General features: G+C 48.1%; 20 protein-coding genes. 14 read left to right on the forward strand and 6 right to left on the reverse strand.

Going from position 1 to position 18,871, the window contains the following annotated elements:
• The first annotated feature begins 50 nt into the window (after nucleotides 1–50).
• From ACMUEV_RS01200 to ACMUEV_RS01230, 7 genes are all read left to right on the forward strand, one after another.
• On the forward strand, nucleotides 51–404 hold the full coding sequence (locus ACMUEV_RS01200) for a hypothetical protein (RefSeq protein WP_199329386.1): 354 nt from the start codon (nucleotides 51–53) through the stop codon (nucleotides 402–404).
• Nucleotides 405–490: 86 nt separating this feature from the next.
• Complete coding sequence (locus ACMUEV_RS01205) at nucleotides 491–1,363, forward strand: SDR family oxidoreductase (protein ID WP_190649701.1); 873 nt, start codon at nucleotides 491–493, stop codon at nucleotides 1,361–1,363.
• A gap of 660 nt (nucleotides 1,364–2,023) precedes the next feature.
• On the forward strand, nucleotides 2,024–3,283 hold the full coding sequence (locus ACMUEV_RS01210; RefSeq protein WP_190649698.1) for an RNA polymerase sigma factor: 1,260 nt from the start codon (nucleotides 2,024–2,026) through the stop codon (nucleotides 3,281–3,283).
• A gap of 72 nt (nucleotides 3,284–3,355) precedes the next feature.
• Complete coding sequence (locus tag ACMUEV_RS01215; protein WP_190649696.1) at nucleotides 3,356–3,724, forward strand: YciI family protein; 369 nt, start codon at nucleotides 3,356–3,358, stop codon at nucleotides 3,722–3,724.
• Nucleotides 3,725–3,760: 36 nt separating this feature from the next.
• Entirely contained in the window at nucleotides 3,761–4,240 is a 480-nt protein-coding gene (locus tag ACMUEV_RS01220) for a DUF1579 domain-containing protein (protein WP_190649694.1), read from the forward strand.
• A gap of 22 nt (nucleotides 4,241–4,262) precedes the next feature.
• The gene (locus tag ACMUEV_RS01225; RefSeq protein WP_190649693.1) at nucleotides 4,263–4,619 is read left to right on the forward strand and encodes a YciI family protein; all 357 of its coding nucleotides are present in this window, start codon (nucleotides 4,263–4,265) and stop codon (nucleotides 4,617–4,619) included.
• A 100-nt stretch (nucleotides 4,620–4,719) separates the two neighbouring features.
• A complete protein-coding gene (locus tag ACMUEV_RS01230) occupies nucleotides 4,720–5,151 on the forward strand; it encodes a YciI family protein (RefSeq protein WP_190649691.1) in 432 nt (143 codons plus the stop codon).
• Nucleotides 5,152–5,349: 198 nt separating this feature from the next.
• Here the strand turns inward: ACMUEV_RS01230 and ACMUEV_RS01235 are convergent, their stop codons facing one another.
• The 6 genes from ACMUEV_RS01235 to ACMUEV_RS01260 all read right to left on the reverse strand — a co-directional run bounded on the left by ACMUEV_RS01235 (nucleotide 5,350) and on the right by ACMUEV_RS01260 (nucleotide 10,484).
• Nucleotides 5,350–6,378, reverse strand: a complete 1,029-nt coding sequence (locus ACMUEV_RS01235; RefSeq protein ID WP_026149007.1) for an aromatic ring-hydroxylating oxygenase subunit alpha — start codon at nucleotides 6,376–6,378, stop codon at nucleotides 5,350–5,352.
• Nucleotides 6,375–7,523 (reverse strand): LptF/LptG family permease, encoded by a 1,149-nt coding sequence (locus ACMUEV_RS01240; RefSeq protein WP_017291113.1) that lies wholly within the window; start codon nucleotides 7,521–7,523, stop codon nucleotides 6,375–6,377. The genes ACMUEV_RS01235 and ACMUEV_RS01240 overlap by 4 nt, the downstream gene beginning before the upstream one ends.
• A 3-nt stretch (nucleotides 7,524–7,526) precedes the next feature.
• Complete coding sequence (gene lptB, locus ACMUEV_RS01245; protein WP_017291112.1) at nucleotides 7,527–8,255, reverse strand: LPS export ABC transporter ATP-binding protein; 729 nt, start codon at nucleotides 8,253–8,255, stop codon at nucleotides 7,527–7,529.
• A gap of 40 nt (nucleotides 8,256–8,295) precedes the next feature.
• Complete coding sequence (locus ACMUEV_RS01250) at nucleotides 8,296–8,766, reverse strand: LptA/OstA family protein (RefSeq protein WP_017291111.1); 471 nt, start codon at nucleotides 8,764–8,766, stop codon at nucleotides 8,296–8,298.
• Between the two features lie 158 nt (nucleotides 8,767–8,924).
• Nucleotides 8,925–9,347 (reverse strand): DUF309 domain-containing protein, encoded by a 423-nt coding sequence (locus tag ACMUEV_RS01255; RefSeq protein WP_190649689.1) that lies wholly within the window; start codon nucleotides 9,345–9,347, stop codon nucleotides 8,925–8,927.
• Between the two features lie 15 nt (nucleotides 9,348–9,362).
• Nucleotides 9,363–10,484 carry a DUF58 domain-containing protein gene (locus ACMUEV_RS01260; RefSeq protein WP_190649687.1) on the reverse strand — a complete coding sequence of 374 codons (1,122 nt, stop codon included), beginning with the start codon at nucleotides 10,482–10,484 and terminating at the stop codon, nucleotides 9,363–9,365.
• Nucleotides 10,485–10,766: 282 nt separating this feature from the next.
• Here ACMUEV_RS01260 and ACMUEV_RS01265 point away from each other — a divergent pair, with 282 nt between their 5' ends.
• From ACMUEV_RS01265 to ACMUEV_RS01295, 7 genes are all read left to right on the forward strand, one after another.
• Nucleotides 10,767–12,044 (forward strand): type IV pilus twitching motility protein PilT, encoded by a 1,278-nt coding sequence (locus ACMUEV_RS01265; protein ID WP_017291108.1) that lies wholly within the window; start codon nucleotides 10,767–10,769, stop codon nucleotides 12,042–12,044.
• Between the two features lie 75 nt (nucleotides 12,045–12,119).
• Nucleotides 12,120–12,731 (forward strand): 2OG-Fe(II) oxygenase, encoded by a 612-nt coding sequence (locus ACMUEV_RS01270; protein WP_190649684.1) that lies wholly within the window; start codon nucleotides 12,120–12,122, stop codon nucleotides 12,729–12,731.
• Between the two features lie 34 nt (nucleotides 12,732–12,765).
• Entirely contained in the window at nucleotides 12,766–13,026 is a 261-nt protein-coding gene (gene grxC, locus ACMUEV_RS01275; RefSeq protein WP_190649682.1) for a glutaredoxin 3, read from the forward strand.
• Between the two features lie 78 nt (nucleotides 13,027–13,104).
• The gene (gshB, locus tag ACMUEV_RS01280; RefSeq protein WP_190649680.1) at nucleotides 13,105–14,073 is read left to right on the forward strand and encodes a glutathione synthase; all 969 of its coding nucleotides are present in this window, start codon (nucleotides 13,105–13,107) and stop codon (nucleotides 14,071–14,073) included.
• A 225-nt stretch (nucleotides 14,074–14,298) separates the two neighbouring features.
• Entirely contained in the window at nucleotides 14,299–16,497 is a 2,199-nt protein-coding gene (locus ACMUEV_RS01285; protein WP_190649678.1) for a CHASE2 domain-containing protein, read from the forward strand.
• A gap of 82 nt (nucleotides 16,498–16,579) precedes the next feature.
• A complete protein-coding gene (locus tag ACMUEV_RS01290; RefSeq protein ID WP_190649676.1) occupies nucleotides 16,580–17,284 on the forward strand; it encodes an MFS transporter in 705 nt (234 codons plus the stop codon).
• Nucleotides 17,268–18,833, forward strand: a complete 1,566-nt coding sequence (locus tag ACMUEV_RS01295; protein WP_190649673.1) for a DHA2 family efflux MFS transporter permease subunit — start codon at nucleotides 17,268–17,270, stop codon at nucleotides 18,831–18,833. Before ACMUEV_RS01290 ends, ACMUEV_RS01295 begins: the two co-directional genes overlap by 17 nt.
• Nucleotides 18,834–18,871 lie beyond the last annotated feature (38 nt).

Raw genomic sequence — 18,871 nt, forward strand, 5'->3', positions numbered from 1 at the left:
AACTGCCTCTTTTTTTTATGTTGGTACTAAGAAGAATTCAATTTTTTATTATGAATAAAGATTCAGCAGCAGAAACTCAATCTGGAATCAATCAACCGATGACCTCAGCAGAAGTTGATCCCCAGCAAAAATTAGAACAGCAAAAAGAGCTTGCTAAGGAATATTTAGCATCGAATCCGGGCGATCGCATTGATCCGTCAAAATCTCTCGAAGAAAAAGCACAGCAAGTAGCAGTCGATGCCCCTGACATCACTGGTGATCACATTACAGTCCCAACCTATTTTGTGTTTGAGACTCCAGATGGCGAAAAGAAAGCGTTACACCATGTCAAAGATGCAGAAGAAATTTCCGACATGATCCGCTTAGCAAGACTAGATGAAGATGGCCATCGAGTTTGGCGGTAGAGTCCCGGTTTTGGGCGAGCTCGTTTTGTTTTACATCCATTTCGCCCAATCCTCTACAGAACATCGAAAACAACAGGAGCAAGTCAATGGTACAAGCATCGCCAGAAAAGCAGAAGTCGCAGCCTCCACAGCAGCAAGACCAGCAGCCCGGACATGAGTTGCAAATGACTCCTGCACCACAAAGTTCTGGAGAAAGATATCAAGCAGCAGGGAAACTTTCCGGTAAAGTTGCACTCATAACTGGAGGCGATAGCGGAATTGGTCGTGCGGTGGCGATCTTGTTTGCGAAAGAAGGTGCAGACGTTGCGATCGCGTATTTGAATGAACATGACGACGCAAAAGAAACGGCTCGACTTGTCGAACAAGAAGGGCGCAGATGTCTTGCCCTTCCGGGCGATATTGGGGATGAATCGCTCTGCCAATCGATTGTCAAAAAGACGATCGATGAATTCGGTCATCTCGATATTTTGGTCAATAATGCCGCTGAGCAGCATCCTCAAGAATCGATCGAGAATATTACTTCAGAACAGTTAGAGCGAACTTTCCGCACGAACATTTTTAGTATGTTCTTTTTGACGAAGGCAGCATTGCCGCATCTCAAAGAGGGAAGTTCGATCATCAATACAACTTCTGTAACTGCTTACCAAGGTAGTCCACAGTTACTCGATTACTCTTCGACGAAGGGTGCGATTGTTGCATTTACGCGCTCGCTCTCCCAATCTTTGATTGAAAAAAGAATTCGAGTGAATGGGGTTGCGCCAGGTCCTATCTGGACTCCCTTGATTCCGTCTACATTTCCTGAAGAGAAAGTAGAATCATTCGGTAAGCAAGTTCCGATGCAGCGAGTTGGACAACCTGATGAAGTTGCACCGAGCTATGTCTTCTTAGCATCGAGTGATTCGAGCTACATGAGTGGGCAAATCTTGCATCCAAACGGCGGCAATGTTGTCAACGGTTAAGTAAACTCGCCCGAATTTTAAGCACTCCAAAGTTTCAAACTTTGGAGTGCTTCTGCTATGCAAAACCAGCAGCTTCGGTTCAGCCTGAAATGCTTGCTTCAGTGCCTCAGGTAATTCCAGCATCCAATCCAAAAAACAGAATAAGTTCAGTATATGTGGTCGCTCATAACCGTGCTCATACAGCCGTCGCATGAGCCAAAACTTCTACTCTTTCCGAGCTTGGGCATCGTTGCGTGTCTCCTTTGTTTTCAGATGTGCCATTACTGAGGAAATCATAGCCTTACCTCCAATCAATATCTGTAATTGCTCAACCTAGTAGCCAATCGGTCTGCAGTGAGGGAAGGATACGGGAAATAGCATCAAAATTAGATAAACCTGGTTGAGCAATTACCTTCAGTCACACGAACACATCTCTCACCCAAACAAATCAATCAACAAAGAACATTCCTTTGGCATAGTTGTAATGTGAGTAAAACTCTTGTACTATAAAACAGGCTTGATAGTTGCGATCTCTCATCCTGATCATGCAGTGCAAGAGAGGCTTTATGGAACAAACGATTTCGGCTGTGTTCCCGTTCATGGGGCATTTCCTAAACATCCAAGGTGATCAAATTCACTGTTAGTCACTATCCCGATCTATAAGGCGTTGAGGTCTAAGTGATGGATGAACATTCGATCGAACAAGCTCGCCAGACGGTAGACCATTTCTATCGCACTGAGTCCCGTCGGGTTTTCGCAACTCTGATCCGACTGTTGGGGGACTTCGACCTTGCAGAAGAGGCGCTGCACGAAGCATTTGCGGCAGCAATAGAACAGTGGACACGGGACGGGGTGCCACACAATCCCATATCCTGGTTAGTTTCGACCGGACGATTTAAAGCGATCGATACCCTGCGTCGTCGATTTCGCTTTGATGCTTCACTGGGAGAACTGGGAGCACGACTTGAACACGCAGAAAATTCCCTCGTGTTAGAAGACAATGAAGTTGAAGATGATCGGTTGCGGCTGATTTTTACGTGCTGCCATCCCGCCCTTTCGCTCAATACCCAAGTTGCCCTGACCCTGCGGGAGATCTGTGGTCTGAAAACGGAGGAAATTGCCAGTGCCTTTTTGTCCACACCCTCCACCATTGCCCAACGGATTGTGCGGGGCAAAGCAAAAATTCGAGATGCTCGCATTCCTTACGTCGTACCTGCGATCGCAGATCTTCCCGAACGGTTCGATGCAGTATTATCAGTCATCTATCTCGTCTTCAATGAAGGGTATTCCGCTTCATCCGGTGAGTTTGTGACGCGACCGGATTTGTCAACCGAAGCGATTCGCTTAGGGTGTCTCCTGGTTGAACTCCTGCCCGATGCAGAAGGCATGGGACTTCTCGCACTCATGCTATTTCAGGAGTCACGCCGGACTGCCCGCTCCTCACCGGAAGGAGATTTAATTTTGTTAGAGGATCAAGATCGTTCTCTTTGGAACCGAGAGCAAATTGCAGAAGGTCAGCGATGGGTGGAACAGGCATTAGCTGCCCCGCAGATTGGGGTGTATACGCTGCAAGCCGCGATCGCGGCTGTCCATGCTGAAGCGCCCAGTGCAGAGGCAACCGACTGGGGACAAATCGTGGCATTGTATAACCTCCTAGCGCAGGTGGTACCTTCGCCGATCGTGCGATTGAACCGAGCTGTTGCCGTCGCAATGCAAGAGGGTGCAGGGGCAGGACTGCAACTGGTTGATGGCATTTTAGAGCAAGGTGAATTGTCCGACTATCACCTCGCTCATGCGGCACGGGCGGATTTGTGCCGACGCTTGGGTAAGCTTGCCGATGCCAAGGAATCCTATCACCGCGCCCTTGCCTTAGTGCGACAGGAACCCGAACGCCGATTCCTGGAAAAACGCCTGCGCGAATTAGGTGAAAAAAATTTTTAACGGGATGTCGATTTGTGGGAATCCCGAACGACTAATCAATGAAAGCACCCATTCTCTAGTTTGGAGGAGCGGATGAAATTTATTTGCCTTGGCTATATGGAAGAACGCAAGTGGCACGAGATGCCAGAGCGCGATCGTACTACTCTGATGGAAAAATGTTTTGCCTACGATGACGAATTGTGTCAGGGTGGACACTTCATGGGTGGAGAAGCCCTACAAAGTGTTCGCAATGCGGCAACCCTGCAATACCACAATGGTCAGGTTGCTGTTACCGATGGACCCTACGCAGAAACCAAAGAACAACTCGGCGGATTTTTGGTGCTGGAAGCCAGAGATCTGAACCACGCGATCCAGTTGATGTCAAAGCATCCGGGTGTCCGTTTTGGTTCCTTTGAAATTCGCCCGGTGGATGAAAATCAATGCGTCAGTGACAAAGTTTGAGTTCGCTACTTGACTCATTAACTACGGAGAAAAACAATGCAAGCAACATTACAAAAGCAACACCAATGGTTAGACAAACTGATTGGGGAATGGAATTACGAATCAGAATGCCAAATGGAACCCGCTCAACCACCCTCAAAATTTAAGGGAACTGAAATTGTGAAATCGCTAGGTGGACTCTGGATTATCGCTGAAGGTCAAGGCGAAACGCCAAATGGAGAAATGGGAACAACAATCGTAACCCTAGGGTATGACCCGCAAAACGATCGCTATATCGGAACCTTTGTCTGCTCCATGATGTCCCATCTTTGGCTTTACAACGGTTCTCTGGACGCAACCGAAACCGTGCTCACACTAGATACCGAAGGACCCAGTTGCACTGAAACCGCGTTAGCAAAATATCAAGATATTATTACGTTTGTTAGCAACGACCACCGGATTTTGACCTCCCAAATTTTAGGAGAAGACGGCAACTGGCATCAGTTTATGACGGGTCACTACTGGCGCAAATCCTAGTTCAACGATCAGGTTCAAACCCATGAAATACATGCTGTTGATTTACAGTGACGAAACTGCATGGAGCGAGAGTGAACGGGAGCACTGCTATGCTGAGTCGATTCAACTGACGCAAGAACTCCAAGCAAAGGGACAATATTTGGGTGCGTCACCGTTGCACCCTGTTTCAACCGCAACAAGCGTTCGGGTTCGGGACGGCAAACGGATGATCACCGATGGTCCATTTGCTGAAACTCGCGAACAACTCGGCGGTTACTTCCTGATCGATGCAAAGGATCTCGATGAAGCGATCGCGATCGCTGGAAGCATCCCTAGTGCCCGTGTCGGTACGGTCGAAATCCGTCCTGTTCTGGAGCTATCAAACTTGCCGTCAGATTAGTTATTGCGATCGCGACTCTCCGAAAGGCATCTCTGCTGGATACCTATCAATGTAACGACACAATCACACTCAATTACACTCAACCACGGGAGATTCAACGATGAAAGTCATGGTAATAGTAAAAGCGACTCAAGACTCGGAAGCTGGTGTGATGCCCAGTGAACAACTGCTAACCGAAATGGGAAAGTATAACGAAGAATTGGTCAAGGCTGGCATTATGCTAGCAGGCGAGGGACTGCATCCTAGCTCGAAAGGGGCACGGGTTCAATTTTCTGGAACGAATCGAACGGTTATTGATGGTCCTTTTACGGAAACCAAAGAACTGATTGCTGGGTATTGGCTGTGGCAAGTGCAATCGCTCGAAGAAGCGATCGATTGGGTGAAGCGTTGCCCCAACCCCATGCCGGGAGACTCCGAGATTGAGATTCGTCCAGTGTTCGAGGCAGATGACTTTGGTGAAGCATTGACACCTGAACTCAGAGAACAGGAAGAACGCATTCGCGAAAGGACTGAGAAGCTAACGCAAAGATAGGGAACAAAAGTTCGCCTTGTGTAATCCCCATCCAACCTACCTGTCACAGCTTATGGACTACTAGCATTAAGTCCATAAGCTGTGACGCTGGTTAACTGACAAAACTGGAGGCGAGGAGCAAAATCCCGTCATCTAGGGATTACCACACCACTTCAATTACTGTTATGGAAAATGCTCCTCGCCTTTATTGTCAGTCAATCAGCTTCGCCATCTCAAAGTTTGCTCTTTGACAGGATTAATGAAGGCTCGATGTTCAGATTGCGATCGCGCAAATTCTGCCTTCAATTGGTAGTACCATCGCGCCTGAGTATCTGCATCTTTGATCAACATCAAGCCTGGATTGTGCTGTAATCCAATCTTCTGTTTGACGACCATGTCTCGATCTTGATTCAAGAATGTTCGAGTGAGCGGAAGTAAAAAGGGCTTCAACAGATTGAACCAAGGGATTGTTGAATAAAAGAGCGTAGTAACTTCTGTCTCGGTATCATTCAGCGGAGTCATCGTCGTTAGATTGCAGACTCGATGTCGCTTTGTAATCACTTGCTCAAATCGTACTCCTGGGAGTTGGAATGAGATTTCGACTTCTGGATCACCGCCTACTAGATCGTAAAGAAAGGTCGATCGCTCTAATTTATGCCGCCGCATCGTAAATCCGAGCGGAGACGGATCAAACGTTTTTACTTCTTCTGCCAGGGTCGGATCAGCCCGCCACCACCAGGCTCGATGCACAAAAGGCACATGTGCTGGATCCATTAACCCAACTACCGCATGATCTAAGTACGTTGGAAAGTTCATCACAACAGCGGCTTGATACGTCGTGTCAAAGCCAGGGACTTGAGGCGGTTCATCTTGGGGAGACTGCTCTCCGATGTAAATCCAAATATTGCCTTGTGCTTCTCGAATTGGATACGATCGCACTCGAAATTTAGAAAAATCTAACGTTTGATCCTCAGTCAACGCTGGAATCGCAGTACATTGTCCGGCTGCGTCAAACTTCCAGCCGTGGTAAGCACATTCCACCTCAGTACCGTCAAATCGCCCGCAACTCAGCGGAACAGCCCGATGCGGACAGATATCTCTCAGTGCAAAGACTTTGCCCGCCTGAGTCCTGCCGAGTAAAATCGGTTCATTGAGCAGGGTTTTCGCGATCGTTTGTCCCGGCTTCAAACTTCCACCCGGCAGCGCATAGTACCAAAGGTCGCGCAAAAACAAAGGCTTGTCCATCATTTTGCTGCCCGTACTAATAGCCAACTCACTGCCCCCAGTCCCAACACAGTCGGCAACCAAGCTGCCAAGATCGGCGTGAAAATCTCCAACCGCCCAAACGCATCACAAACAAACGACAGCAGGTAGTAAGTAAAAATGATCAAAATACTAATCGCAAAACTTGCACCTCTGCCGCCTCGTCGGGGTTTCGTGCCCAACGTCGAACCTGCTAATCCAAAAACCAAGCACACAAATGGAAAGGCAATTTTCTGCTGAATTCTCATTCTCAATTGATTGGCGCGCTTCTCATCGCCACTTTGGTTGACCAATTGGAGATAATCCTGAACTTCGGCAATATTCATCTCTGCCGAATCAGTTTTGTGAGTGGCTAAATCCAGCGGGGTTCGGGGCAATTGAATCTGCTGCCGCTCGAATTTGAGAATATTGCGGTAAGACGCATTCGGATCAACTAGGTAAATTGTGCCACTGAAAAAGTCCCAGGTTTGATCCTCATAGTTCCAGCGAGCAGAATCTGCACTAATGATCTGATTCACCCCGTTTTGAGAGAAATCCAGTACGGTTAAGCCCTTCATTTGCTGCCCGTCGAATCGTTGAGCATAAAAAATCCGATCGAGCATTTGTACACTCTTTCCATCGGGCTGCTTCTCATCGCGATACTGCTGAAAGACAATATTCTTCTCATCAAACTTCGGCTTATCTTGCTTTAATGCTTGTGATAGCGTTTGAGTCGCTTGATATTTTGCTGCCGGAACAATTGCTTCATTAAAGCCAAAAGTCATCACAGAAACGAGAAAGCTCAACACGATCGCAGGTGCAACCAGTCGATAGATGCTAATCCCGACACTTCGCAGCGCAATCAACTCACTGTCAGTCGAAAGCCGACTATAGACCATTAACGTCGAAAGCAAGGTTGCCATTGGAAAAGAAAGGCTAGCAAACTCTGGCAGTCGCAAGAGAAAAACGCGAGTTGCGATCGACAACGGCAAGCCCATTTCTGTCATCTGGCGAATCAGATCAAACACCGCTCCTACCGACACCAGAATCGATGTAAACGCTGCCACGCCAAAGATAAATGGACCCGTCAATTGTCCAGCAATATAGCGATCGAGAACCGAAATCGGCGCGCGGGTAGGAGCTAAAGACATAATCTAGGGTTGAAAATTGTCACCGAGATAATACTGGCGGACTAAGGGATTGTTGTAAAGTTCCTCAGCACTGCCCGAGGCAAGAATCTGACCATCTCGCATGATGTAAGCGCGATCGATAATGGCTAACGTCTCGCGCACATTATGATCGGTGATCAGAATCCCCATATGGCGATCGCGCAATTGCGCCACGATCGTCTGGATTTCAGCAACGGCGATCGGGTCAACGCCTGCAAACGGTTCGTCTAATAATAAAAATTTGGGTCCGTCTACCCCTGTTGCCAAAGCCCGCGCGAGTTCTGTCCGACGACGTTCTCCACCCGACACTTGAATTCCGAGCGAAGAGGCAACTTTTTCTAATCGAAATTCTTTCAGCAAACTGTTTAAGCGATCGTTCCACTGCCAGCGCGGAACCTTGGTTTGCTCCAGCACGAGTAGAATATTTTCTCGTACGGTTAAATAGCGAAAAATGCTCGCTTCTTGAGCAAGATAGCCAACTCCGAGATGAGCGCGTTTGTCGATCGAGAGATCCGTCACTTCTTTATCATTCAACCAAACCTTACCGCTGTCTGGTTTTTCTAGCCCAGTTGCGATATAAAACGTCGTCGTCTTTCCGGCTCCGTTGGGACCAAGCAGCCCGACAATCTCACCTTGACCCACAGACAAACTGACGCGATTCACCACTGGGCGATCGCCAAACGATTTGTGAATATTTTCTAGAACGATTCTCAAAACCCGCTCCTAAAACCTGAAAAAGAGGGGACGTAACTCGTTAACGACTCGACCGAAACTGAGATTGTGGGCTAAAAGGAGCAGGAGCCGCAGGTGCAGGCGAAGCAGGAGCCGCAGGTGCTTCAATCAAATAGACCGCTTCTACTTGTTTATTCGGTTGAGGGAGCGCCACAAACCGCCCTTCATCGACTAAATACGTAATCGTTTCTCCCCGCAAACTATTGCCCTGTTGCAAGACGTAGACATCCCCTTGCAGAACAATCCGGCGTTCGTTGCTGTAATAAATGGCTTGAGCAGAAGTGGCTTGAATCTGACGAGCAGGATAGTTAATCTGGACGTTACCTTTTGCAACGACAACCCCTGTTTTCGCGTTTGCCTCAGTACTATTGGCGCGCAAGGTAAGCGGAGTCGAGCCTGCGGGTGCTTGAGCGATAGAAACACGTCCATTCGCAAGCACAGCAGCGGCGATGATCGGCAGAACTAGGAGAGAACGAACGGAGAAGCGAGACATGAGTGGAGACTGGGGATGAGGGTGAACAGGACGAATCGAATATATCACTATCAGAAAGTTAAGCGTATGCGATCAATGAATTCTTTGACATCGGGCGATCGTGCGAATAAAGTTCAAGACGAGCGATCACGAAGACAAGTTTCTACATACATGACTCTTCAACGATTTGCTGTGATTTTCTGGATGATTGGTGGACGGAGAAAAATTTTATCGACAGATTCAAGTGGTGGATCGTCAGTCAAAACGATTTGATCAACGCGATCTTGTCCTGCGGCTTGAATTTCACTGAGTAAGGCTGATACATCTTCTATGAGTTGCTCAACCTCAATCCCACCATATTCAGGTTGATAGTCGCTTAATCGATTTAATCCCTCCCCTATCAGAATGACGGCTCCGCGCCAGTTGTAATTGCCTAAATGGTAGAGTCCCACCGCAATCTGTAAAATGCCCTGATAGAATTTTTTATCGACGACAGGAGCTTCGATCCAAATCGCTTCTAAGGTGTCATGGCAGGCGTAGAATTCGCCCTGATTAAATTGCTCGATTCCCTGCCAAAATTCTTCTGGGATGTCTGTGTCCATGCTGTGATTTTATCGCTAAACACTATCTTGCAACTGCGCCTGCAGCGATCGCTCTTGTTCCACCCGAATTCCCAAGTTCGCTGTCGTCTGTCCCTGTCCCCACAAGACCCAGCGACTTCCACTCGGAAGTGTATTCAAACTGCTCGAATTCTGCGTCAGCCAAACGATGGTTCCTTCAGGCAACCGATCTGATTTCACATCCTGATGCGGCTGAATTTCTGCTAAGGTTTCCAAAACCAGTTGCCGTCCCCGGATTGCCCCAGATTCTGCTGTCCACACTCGAATGCTCAAGGTCTGTCGCTCTCCGTAAAAATACAGCGATGCCGCAGTCGTGACTGCCTGCTCAAATGCTTCACGATCCCAAGTTGCCGCACTATCTAAGGCAATCACAATCTCTTGCCCACTGGTTAAAATCTCTAACTCTCGCACGCGCAACTCGCCATACCGAGCACTACTGCGCCAATGAATCATCCGCATCGGATCGCCCCAACGATAGGGACGCAGCGATCGAGTGATGCCCTGCGTCGAATTCTGCGCCCGCTGCGACTGCATTTGCAAACTCATCTCTTGCCCAATCTGATCAATCAACGGGCAGCGGCTCAACGGCAAAACCTGTGGGTAAATCACCGCGATCGCATCGGCTCGAAACGTCTTGCGATACCAAAACAAACCCAAAGGAGCTGCCGTTCGCAGTTGCACTTCATGCCAGCGGTAAATTCCCCGCTGCTCGGCTCGATGCTGGTAAACCCAGTAATACGGCGTGGCTGGATGAATCAATTCCACAACCTTTTCAACAGGCTTGCCGAAGACAGACGGAATGAAATCGGTTGCTTGAATCAAAGTTTTTCTTTGTCGAGTCGGATTTTGAATAAACAACTCGATCGTTAAATTCTCACCGACACTCACGGGCTGAATTGGACGGCGGGTGATTGATAATCGGGACAGCGTTCGTCGGGAGAGCATAGCCGCGATCGCCAACAGCGCCAACACAACGCCGCTCATGACATATAGCCAACCGGACATCGAATTCGTCGCCGCGAGAAAGAAGAAAATGCCCATCCCCGCCAACAACCCACCGCTATAAGCCGGATTGATCCAATGAGATTCGAGCCAGTCTGTAAGGCGAGAGATACGCATGAGAGTTCTGTAAAGGCTTTGCAAAGGGACGTGATTTCAGAATGCACCAGACTGTGAACCGAGAGAACCTTTTCGATGAAGAGTTTCCCGGAATTTTTCGCTCAGCTGATCACAGCCTCAGTGCTTTATCCGTACAAAAACTTTCTGCAAACTTTTTCTCTCCGTATTTCTACGATGCCATGCCATCAGGTACAGTCTGGGGAATCAGAGTATTTCTCTAGCCGCCCCCTCGTCAACTTGCCCATTCCCCTCGATCCCGGCGAAATACGGAAGCCTGAGTATATGACACAAGTAAATCCTTTTGACGAGTCGGTTAAATCTAGCTCGCGTTCTCGATCGCTGACTGAACCTGTTGCGGTTCCTCCTCCTTCCATTCCTCTCGGAGCCAAACGCAATCCAGTTCCCGCTACGCCGCGATCGATGCCACCGAGTTCAGTGCCGACGATTCGACAACTCGTTCAAGATGCGTATGCGAAACAGGCATCTGATATTCACCTGCGCGTGGGTGAACCCGTTCGCTATCGGATTCGAGGGCAAATGATCCGGCAAAATCAAGCCGCAGTCACCCCCGAAATGTTCGATCGCTTTTTAGCCGAGATGCTCACTCCCGAACAGTGCGAACGGTTTCGGCAAGAGAAAGAACTTGATACCGCCATCTTCTATCCTGGTTTCGTCCGCTGCCGGGTGAACTGCTTTGAGAGTTTGACGGGCGGCGCGATCGTACTTCGTCTGATTAGTCTAGAGGTTCCCACGATCGATCGACTGGGCTTACCTTCAGTGCTCAAACATCTAGTCAGCTATCAGCAAGGCTTGATTCTCCTCACAGGACCCACTGGCTCCGGAAAATCGACCTCGATCGCGGCAATGATTCGCCACTTGAACGAGACCGATCAGCGCCATATTGTCACGATCGAAGATCCGATTGAGTATGTTCACACCTCGCAGAATTGCCTGATTAGCCAACGAGAGGTCGGACTGCATACGCATGAGTTTGAACACGCACTCAGAGCGGTTTTGCGCGAAGATCCAGACGTAATTTTGATCGGGGAAATGCGCGATCGCGTCACGGTCGATACAGCCTTAAAAGCGGCTCAAACTGGGCATTTAGTCCTTGGAACCCTGCACACAAAAAGCGCGATCGCAACTGTGAATCGTCTGCTGAATATCTATACGCCGGATGAGCAGGACGCGATGAGAGTTCAGATTTTAGAATCTCTGATTTCGGTTGTGGCTCAGCAATTGTTACCGACGACAGACGGACATCGAACTGCGGTGCATGAAATCTTGCTCAATACACCTGCAATGCAAGATTACCTGCTCAAAGGCAATGATATCGAAGCATTCCAATTGATGGAGACTGGCACCAATGAAGGAATGCAAGTGATGAACCAAGCGTTGTGTGAGTTGATCTTACTCGGCAAAATTACGCCTGAAGATGCCGTGAAAGCGTCTCCAGATTTGGGAGATCTCCGCCGTCGCGTCCGTAATGAAGGCTACGATCCAGGACGGTCTTCAAATCGGGAATTTGATCCGTCTGCACGAGATTATCATCCGGCTTAAATCCGATTTTGAAAATTGTTGAGTCTTTGCGATCGTATTTCGTGTGAAATAGCATCGTTGACGATCGCAAAATTTATGTCTTTTGACCAACCCGCTCAATTTCTCCAAATCGATCACTTCCTCGCCGATGAGGATCGTCTGAATCTGTTGAAATACGTGCTCGATCGCGAAGCTGATTTTGTCCCAACCAGCACTGCAACTGGCGACCTCGACTATCGCAAATCCTGGATTCTCTATCACTTTGAAGCGTATGAAAACTGGATGATTCAGAAAATCACACCGCTCCTGCCGCGTCTGTTCCATGCCTGGAATATCGAACCCTTTGCCATCTCACAAATTGAGATTCAACTCACCGCTCACAACGACGGTCACTATTACAAAATCCATAACGATAACGGTAGCCCAGATGCAGCAACTCGAACCATGTCGTATGTCTATTATTTCAACCGAGAACCGACAAACTTCTCAGGCGGAGCATTACGGCTTTACGACATGCGAATCGAAAATGGACACTACGTTCAAGCAGAGACTTACCGAGACATCCAGCCCGTGAATAATCGGATTGTGTTCTTTCCTAGCCATTGCCTGCACGAAGTCTTACCGATTTCTTGTCGATCGCGCAATTTTGCCGACAGCCGTTTTACACTAAATGGCTGGGTTCGTCGCGAAGCGACCGAGTATGTCTAAAATTAACAAATGTTGCTAATGCTAGGAAATTTGTATGACTCCTCACGTTGAAATCTACACCTGGAGTACCTGTCCCTTCTGTATTCGGGCAAAAGCGTTACTCGATCGCAAAGGTGTGCAGTACACCGAATATTGTCTCGATGGCGACGAACCCGGACGGGCAAAAATGGCAGAACGCTCAAACGGTCGCCGCTCTGTCCCACAGATTTTTATCAACAATCAGCACATCGGAGGGTGTGACGACATTCACGCCTTGGATCGATCCGGCAAACTCGATCCGCTGCTTGCTGCCTAGATCAATGTCTCGATCAATTTGGGAGTTGGTGACTCCAATTCCCACTCTACCCACTTTTCTCTAACGGACTGAGCTGCTGTGAAAATTGCATTTATCATCGATCCGATCGATCGCCTCGACCCGACTCACGACACCAGCGTGGCATTTATGGAAGCTGCCCAGCAACTTGGGCACGAAGTCTGGATCACACAGGCAAATCGGCTCAGCGTCGTTCAAGGCAAAGCCCATGCGACTTTAGAGCGAGTCACACTTGTCCCAGTCACCCTCGGCGAAAATCGATGGATTGCAGTTGACCAGTGGTTTCAAACTGAAGCACCTGTGTTTCTTCCTCTCGAAACCATGGATGCAGTCTTCATGCGCACTGATCCTCCGGTCAATACAGCCTATCTCTACGCAACGTATATTCTCGACTACGTTGATCCTGCCAAAACGAAAGTGATCAACTCACCGTCAGGAATCCGCGCCGCGAATGAAAAAATGTATGCGCTGCAATTCACTGAGGCGATTCCTGAAACGATCGTCACGCAAGAAAAGCGCGTCATCCTGCAATTTTTAGAACAGCAAGGAACCGCCGTTTTAAAGCCGTTAGGCGGAAAAGCGGGCGAAGGAATTTTGTTCTTGCAAGCGGGCGATCGCAATCTCAACTCGATGATTGAAATCAGCACTCAGCAAGGCACATTACCGATTATGGTGCAAACCTATCTGCCCGAAGCCAAAGACGGCGACAAGCGGATTATTCTGCTCAATGGTGAACCGATCGGAGCCGTCAATCGCATCCCGACAGGCAACGAATTTCGAGGCAATATGGCAGTTGGGGGCAGAAGTGCCCAGACCGACATTACCGATCGCGAAAAAGCCATCTGCAAAATGCTGGCTCCCACACTGCAAAGAGATGGGCTTTTCTTTGTCGGCATCGATGTGATTGGGGGCTACTTGACCGAAGTGAATGTCACAAGCCCAACCGGAATCCGCGAAGTCGATCGACTCAATCACACCCAGTTAGCGGTACAAGTGATCGAGTCCATTCAGAACGTCGGGTCGAAATGATAAAATTCTTCCAGCAATTTCTACTGGCGATTCATTAAAGAAGGTAGCCAGCCACAAGCCCCCTTGTACTGACTACCCGCTCGCAAGGGCGACTTACCCGACCCTTGCTCGACTAAGCTAACTTAACGCTGAGGTCGGCTAGGCAAAGGCAGAATAAAGAAATTGCAGATAAATGATGAAGTTCTCAGCGCTCGTACGTACCGTCAGGCTAGTTTGTGAACTGCAATGATCAAAGAATTTGCGCCGTGGCAAGAAATTTGGAACAGAGTCAAGACAACGCTGCGCCAAACTGCCAGAGTCTGGATTCCAGCTTCTGCAATTGCAGGCAGTGTGATTGGGCTGCGAACGACCGGAATTATTCAGCCCTGGGAATTAAGCTATGTCGATAGTTTCTTTCAGGCACGTCCGGCGGAGCCAACTGACGATCGCATTGTGATTGTCGGCATTCGAGAAGCGGAATTACAACAGCATGGATGGCCGTTGAGCGATCGCACTTTGGCAGGATTACTGACCAAAATTGAAAGTGCTAAACCTCGCGCGATCGGGCTGGATATTTACCGCGATCACGCCGTCAGAGAAGGCAATGCTGAACTCGAAAGAGCCTTTCAAACCATGCCGAATCTGATCGGCATTCAGAAAATGCCCGATCCTGAAAGTCCAGGTGTTGCAGCTTCTCCAACGCTCAAGAAGCTGGGACAAGTTGGATTTAACAATGTGATCTTCGATCCTGATCGCAAGATTCGACGGGCAGTCCTATATTGGTTTGAAAATCGTCAGAAATTTCGGAGTTTCTCGATGATGTTAGCGCTGCGCTATCTCGAAAACCAAGGCATTCGCGAAGAGGGAGCGCCTCATGATGCCAAAATTCTAAAGCTTGGACAAGCAATATTTCCCCGATTTCAACAGAATGATGGGGTTTATGTGAATGCAGATGATGGGGGATATCAGATCATCGCCAATTTTCGAGGTGGGGCAGGACATTTCCGAACGGTGATGATGCAAGATGTCTTGGATGGAAAAGTGCCAGCCGAGCAGTTGCGCGATCGCATTGTTTTGATTGGCTCGCTCGCACCGAGCTTAAAAGATTTTTCAGCCACACCCTTTAGTGGAGGTTTCACTCGTACGCCTATCGAAGTGGCAGGGGTGGAAATTCAGGCAAATTTTATTAGCGAAATTTTGAACGTGGCACTCGGGCAGCGCAGGCTTTTGAAAAGTTGGAGTGAGCCTGTCGAATACATCTGGATTTGGACATGGGCGCTAATTGGCACTAGTGTTTGTTGGCGACTGCGTTCTCCTCAGCGCAGTTTTCTGGCAGTCGTTTTGCTAGGTGGGGGACTTACCGGAATTTGCTACGGATTATTTCTGGCAGGGTGGATTGTGCCCTTTGTGCCCGCAGCGATTACTTTAGTCACTTCAGCCACGGTTGTGATTGCTGCGATCGCGCATTCTCAAGAAGAGTTAAAGCGATCGAAAGAGTTTCTTTCGCGTGTGATTAATTCCATTCCTGATCCGGTATTTGTCAAAGATGCTGAGCATCGGTGGGTAGTTCTGAATGAAGCGTATTCTAAATTACTTGGAAAACCGCTCGAAGAATTAATCGAGAAATCGGATTACGAAATTTTTCCAGAACATGAAGCAGATGTGTTTCACCAGCAGGATGAATTAGTGTTCAGATACAAGAACGAATTAGAACACGAAGAAGAGTTTACAAGCACGAATGGTGTGACTTACCACATTGCAACAAAGCGATCGCTACACAAAGATGCGGCTGGAAATCTATTTTTAGTCGGTGTCATTCGCGACATCACACAACGGAAAACGATTGAAGAAGAATTGAGACGAACAACCGAAGAGTTATATCAGTCAAATGTGGAACTACGCTTATCGCAAGACAGATTGAACTATATTGCCAATCATGATGCGTTAACTGGATTACCGAATCGGATCTTGTTGTACGAACGGATCAAACAAGCGATCGAGATGACGAAGGCAAGTAATCAAATTACCGCTTTACTGTTTCTCGATTTAGACGGATTTAAACAGATTAATGACACATTAGGACATGCAATTGGTGATTTGCTGTTACAGGCAGTTGCCAGACGGCTCAGCGGTTGTTTAAGAACGAGTGATACAGTCGCGCGTTTAGGCGGGGATGAATTTGTTGTGCTGCTACCCGCAATTCCAGACATTCTGACCGTGACGCAGATCGCTAGAAAGATTTTAAGCCGTTTATCACAAGCATTTGCCATTTCGGGACAGACCTTATTGGTGACGACGAGCATCGGGATTGCGATCTTTCCAGAACATGCAGATGATTTGGAACTACTCATCGAGAAGGCAGATGAAGCCATGTATCACGCTAAACGATCGGGTAAAAATCAATTTTCGATCGCCGATCGTATTCCCGTCGAAAACCATGACTAATTGGCAAAATCCGTCGATAGAGAGTGTTTGCAATCACTGAAAACGCTCACACTGGGAGGCGCACTCCTCAGAAACTTAAAAGATGCAGTTTCCAGAGACGTTTCGCGCGCTCGAATCCCGAAACTACCGCCTGTTTTTCATGGGGCAAGGGCTTTCTTTGATTGGAACTTGGATGAGCCAAACAGCCCTAATTTGGCTGGTTTATCATTTAACGAATTCTGCATTACTTCTGGGAGTGGTCGGATTCGCGCAGCAAATTCCGAATTTCCTCTTGAGTCCGTTTGCAGGCGTTTTAGTTGATCGTTGGAACCGTCAACATATCTTGATTGCGACTCAGGCTCTGTCCATGCTGCAATCTTTGCTGTTAGCTGTTTTAGCGTTTAGCAACGCGATCGATCTCTGGCATATCATTGCGCTCAGTGTGTTTCAAGGCTGCGTCAATGCGGTCGATATTCCTGCGCGCCAGTCGTTTGTCGTGCATTTAGTTGATCGACCAGAAAATTTAGGAAATGCGATCGCGCTCAATTCTTCAATTTTTAGTGGAGCACGATTGATGGGTTCTGCGATCGCAGGATTATTAATCGCAGCAGTGGGCATTCCCGCCTGTTTTGCGATTGATACGGTTAGCTATGCCGCTGTGATTGCAGGGCTGTTTGCCATGCGGTTGCGAAAGCGCGAGATGCCAATCCCTTCACAAGATGAAACCGTGCCTCGGCCTATACAATCAATCTCATCCCTATCAACCTCATCCCTAATCATTGGAGGATTGCGTGTCTATTACTGCTAGCGATCGAGATCAGGTTTCATTGAAAACGTGGATCGGGGTGTTTGGCACGGTCTTGGGTGCATTTATGGCAGTGTTGGATATTCAAATTACGAATTCGTCGTTAAGAGATATCCAAGCTGCACTTGGAGCGACTTTAGAAGAAGGATCTTGGATTTCGACTTCTTATTTAGTTGCGGAAATTGTAGTGATTCCGCTGACAGGTTGGCTGTCGCAGATCTTCTCAGTTCGTCGCTATCTCCTCGTCAATGCTTCTCTGTTCATTCTTTTCTCAATCCTGTGTGCATTTGCTTGGAATTTACCCTCGATGATTGTGTTTCGAGCACTTCAGGGGTTCACGGGTGGTGTGCTGATTCCAATGGCATTTACTGTGCTGCTGACGACTTTACCACCGTCGAAACAACCGACTGGGATGGCATTGTTTGGTATTACAGCAACCTTTGCACCATCGATCGGGCCAACCTTCGGAGGTTGGTTAACTGAAAACTTTAGCTGGCACTATGTTTTTTATATCAATCTGATTCCAGGCGTGTTATTGCTCACAGCCGTTTGGTATGCAATCGATTCCCGCCCGATGCAGCTCGATCGCTTAAGGGATGGCGATTGGGGTGGCGTGATTGCGATGGCGATCGGGCTTGGATCTTTTCAAGTCGTGCTTGAAGAAGGCAGTCGAAAAGATTGGTTTAGCTCTGATTTGATCGTTCGATTAGCCGTGATTGCTGTAATCTTCTTGAGTATTTTCTTCTGGATTGAACTGACTCGGAGGCAACCGTTTATCGATCTCAGATTGATCAAAGAACGCAATTTTGGACTAGCCAGTGTCATTAACGTTGCACTTGGGTTAGGACTGTACGGCTCAGTTTATATTTTGCCGCTTTACTTAGGACAGATTCAGGGATACAACGCGCTACAAATCGGTGAAGTGCTGATGTGGGTTGGATTTCCTCAATTACTGGTGATTCCGTTTGTTCCCCGGTTGATGAAAATCGTGGATGTGCGGCTCTTGATTGGAGTTGGGGTGAGTCTGTTTGCTGTCAGTTGTTTTATGAATTCGACTTTTACGAATTTGACCGGGATGGATCAATTGCGAACTGCTTTACTGGTTCGGGCGGCAGGGCAGCCTTTGATTATGGTTCCACTTTCGACAGTCGCGACAGCGGGCTTAGCGCCTAATCAAGCGGGATCAGCGTCTGGATTGTTTAATATGATGCGAAATTTGGGTGGGTCGATTGGTATTGCCGCGATCGCGACGCTCCTCACTCAGCGCCAGCAATTTCACTCCAACCGTTTAGGAGAAAGTATTTCTAATTTCAATCCTGCCACTCAAGAGCGATTGAATCAACTGACGCAATTTTTTGTCAGTCGAGGTTCGGATTTAGCCTCCGCTCAAAATCAGGCATTAGCCGCGATCGATAACGTTGTGCGCCGTGAAGCTTATATTCAAGCGTTCAATGATTGCTTTTACTTCATCGGATTCGCATTGCTCGTCAGCGGTATTGCAGTGCTATTTTTCAAGAAGGTTAAAGCCTCAGGCGTGAGTGCTGGACATTAGCAGAGTCAAGCTTGTTCGTGCATTGAGCAACCGGAGCG

This window comes from Leptolyngbya sp. FACHB-1624 (genome assembly GCF_047649235.1).
Taxonomy (GTDB): Bacteria; Cyanobacteriota; Cyanobacteriia; order Leptolyngbyales; family Leptolyngbyaceae; genus Leptolyngbya; species Leptolyngbya boryana.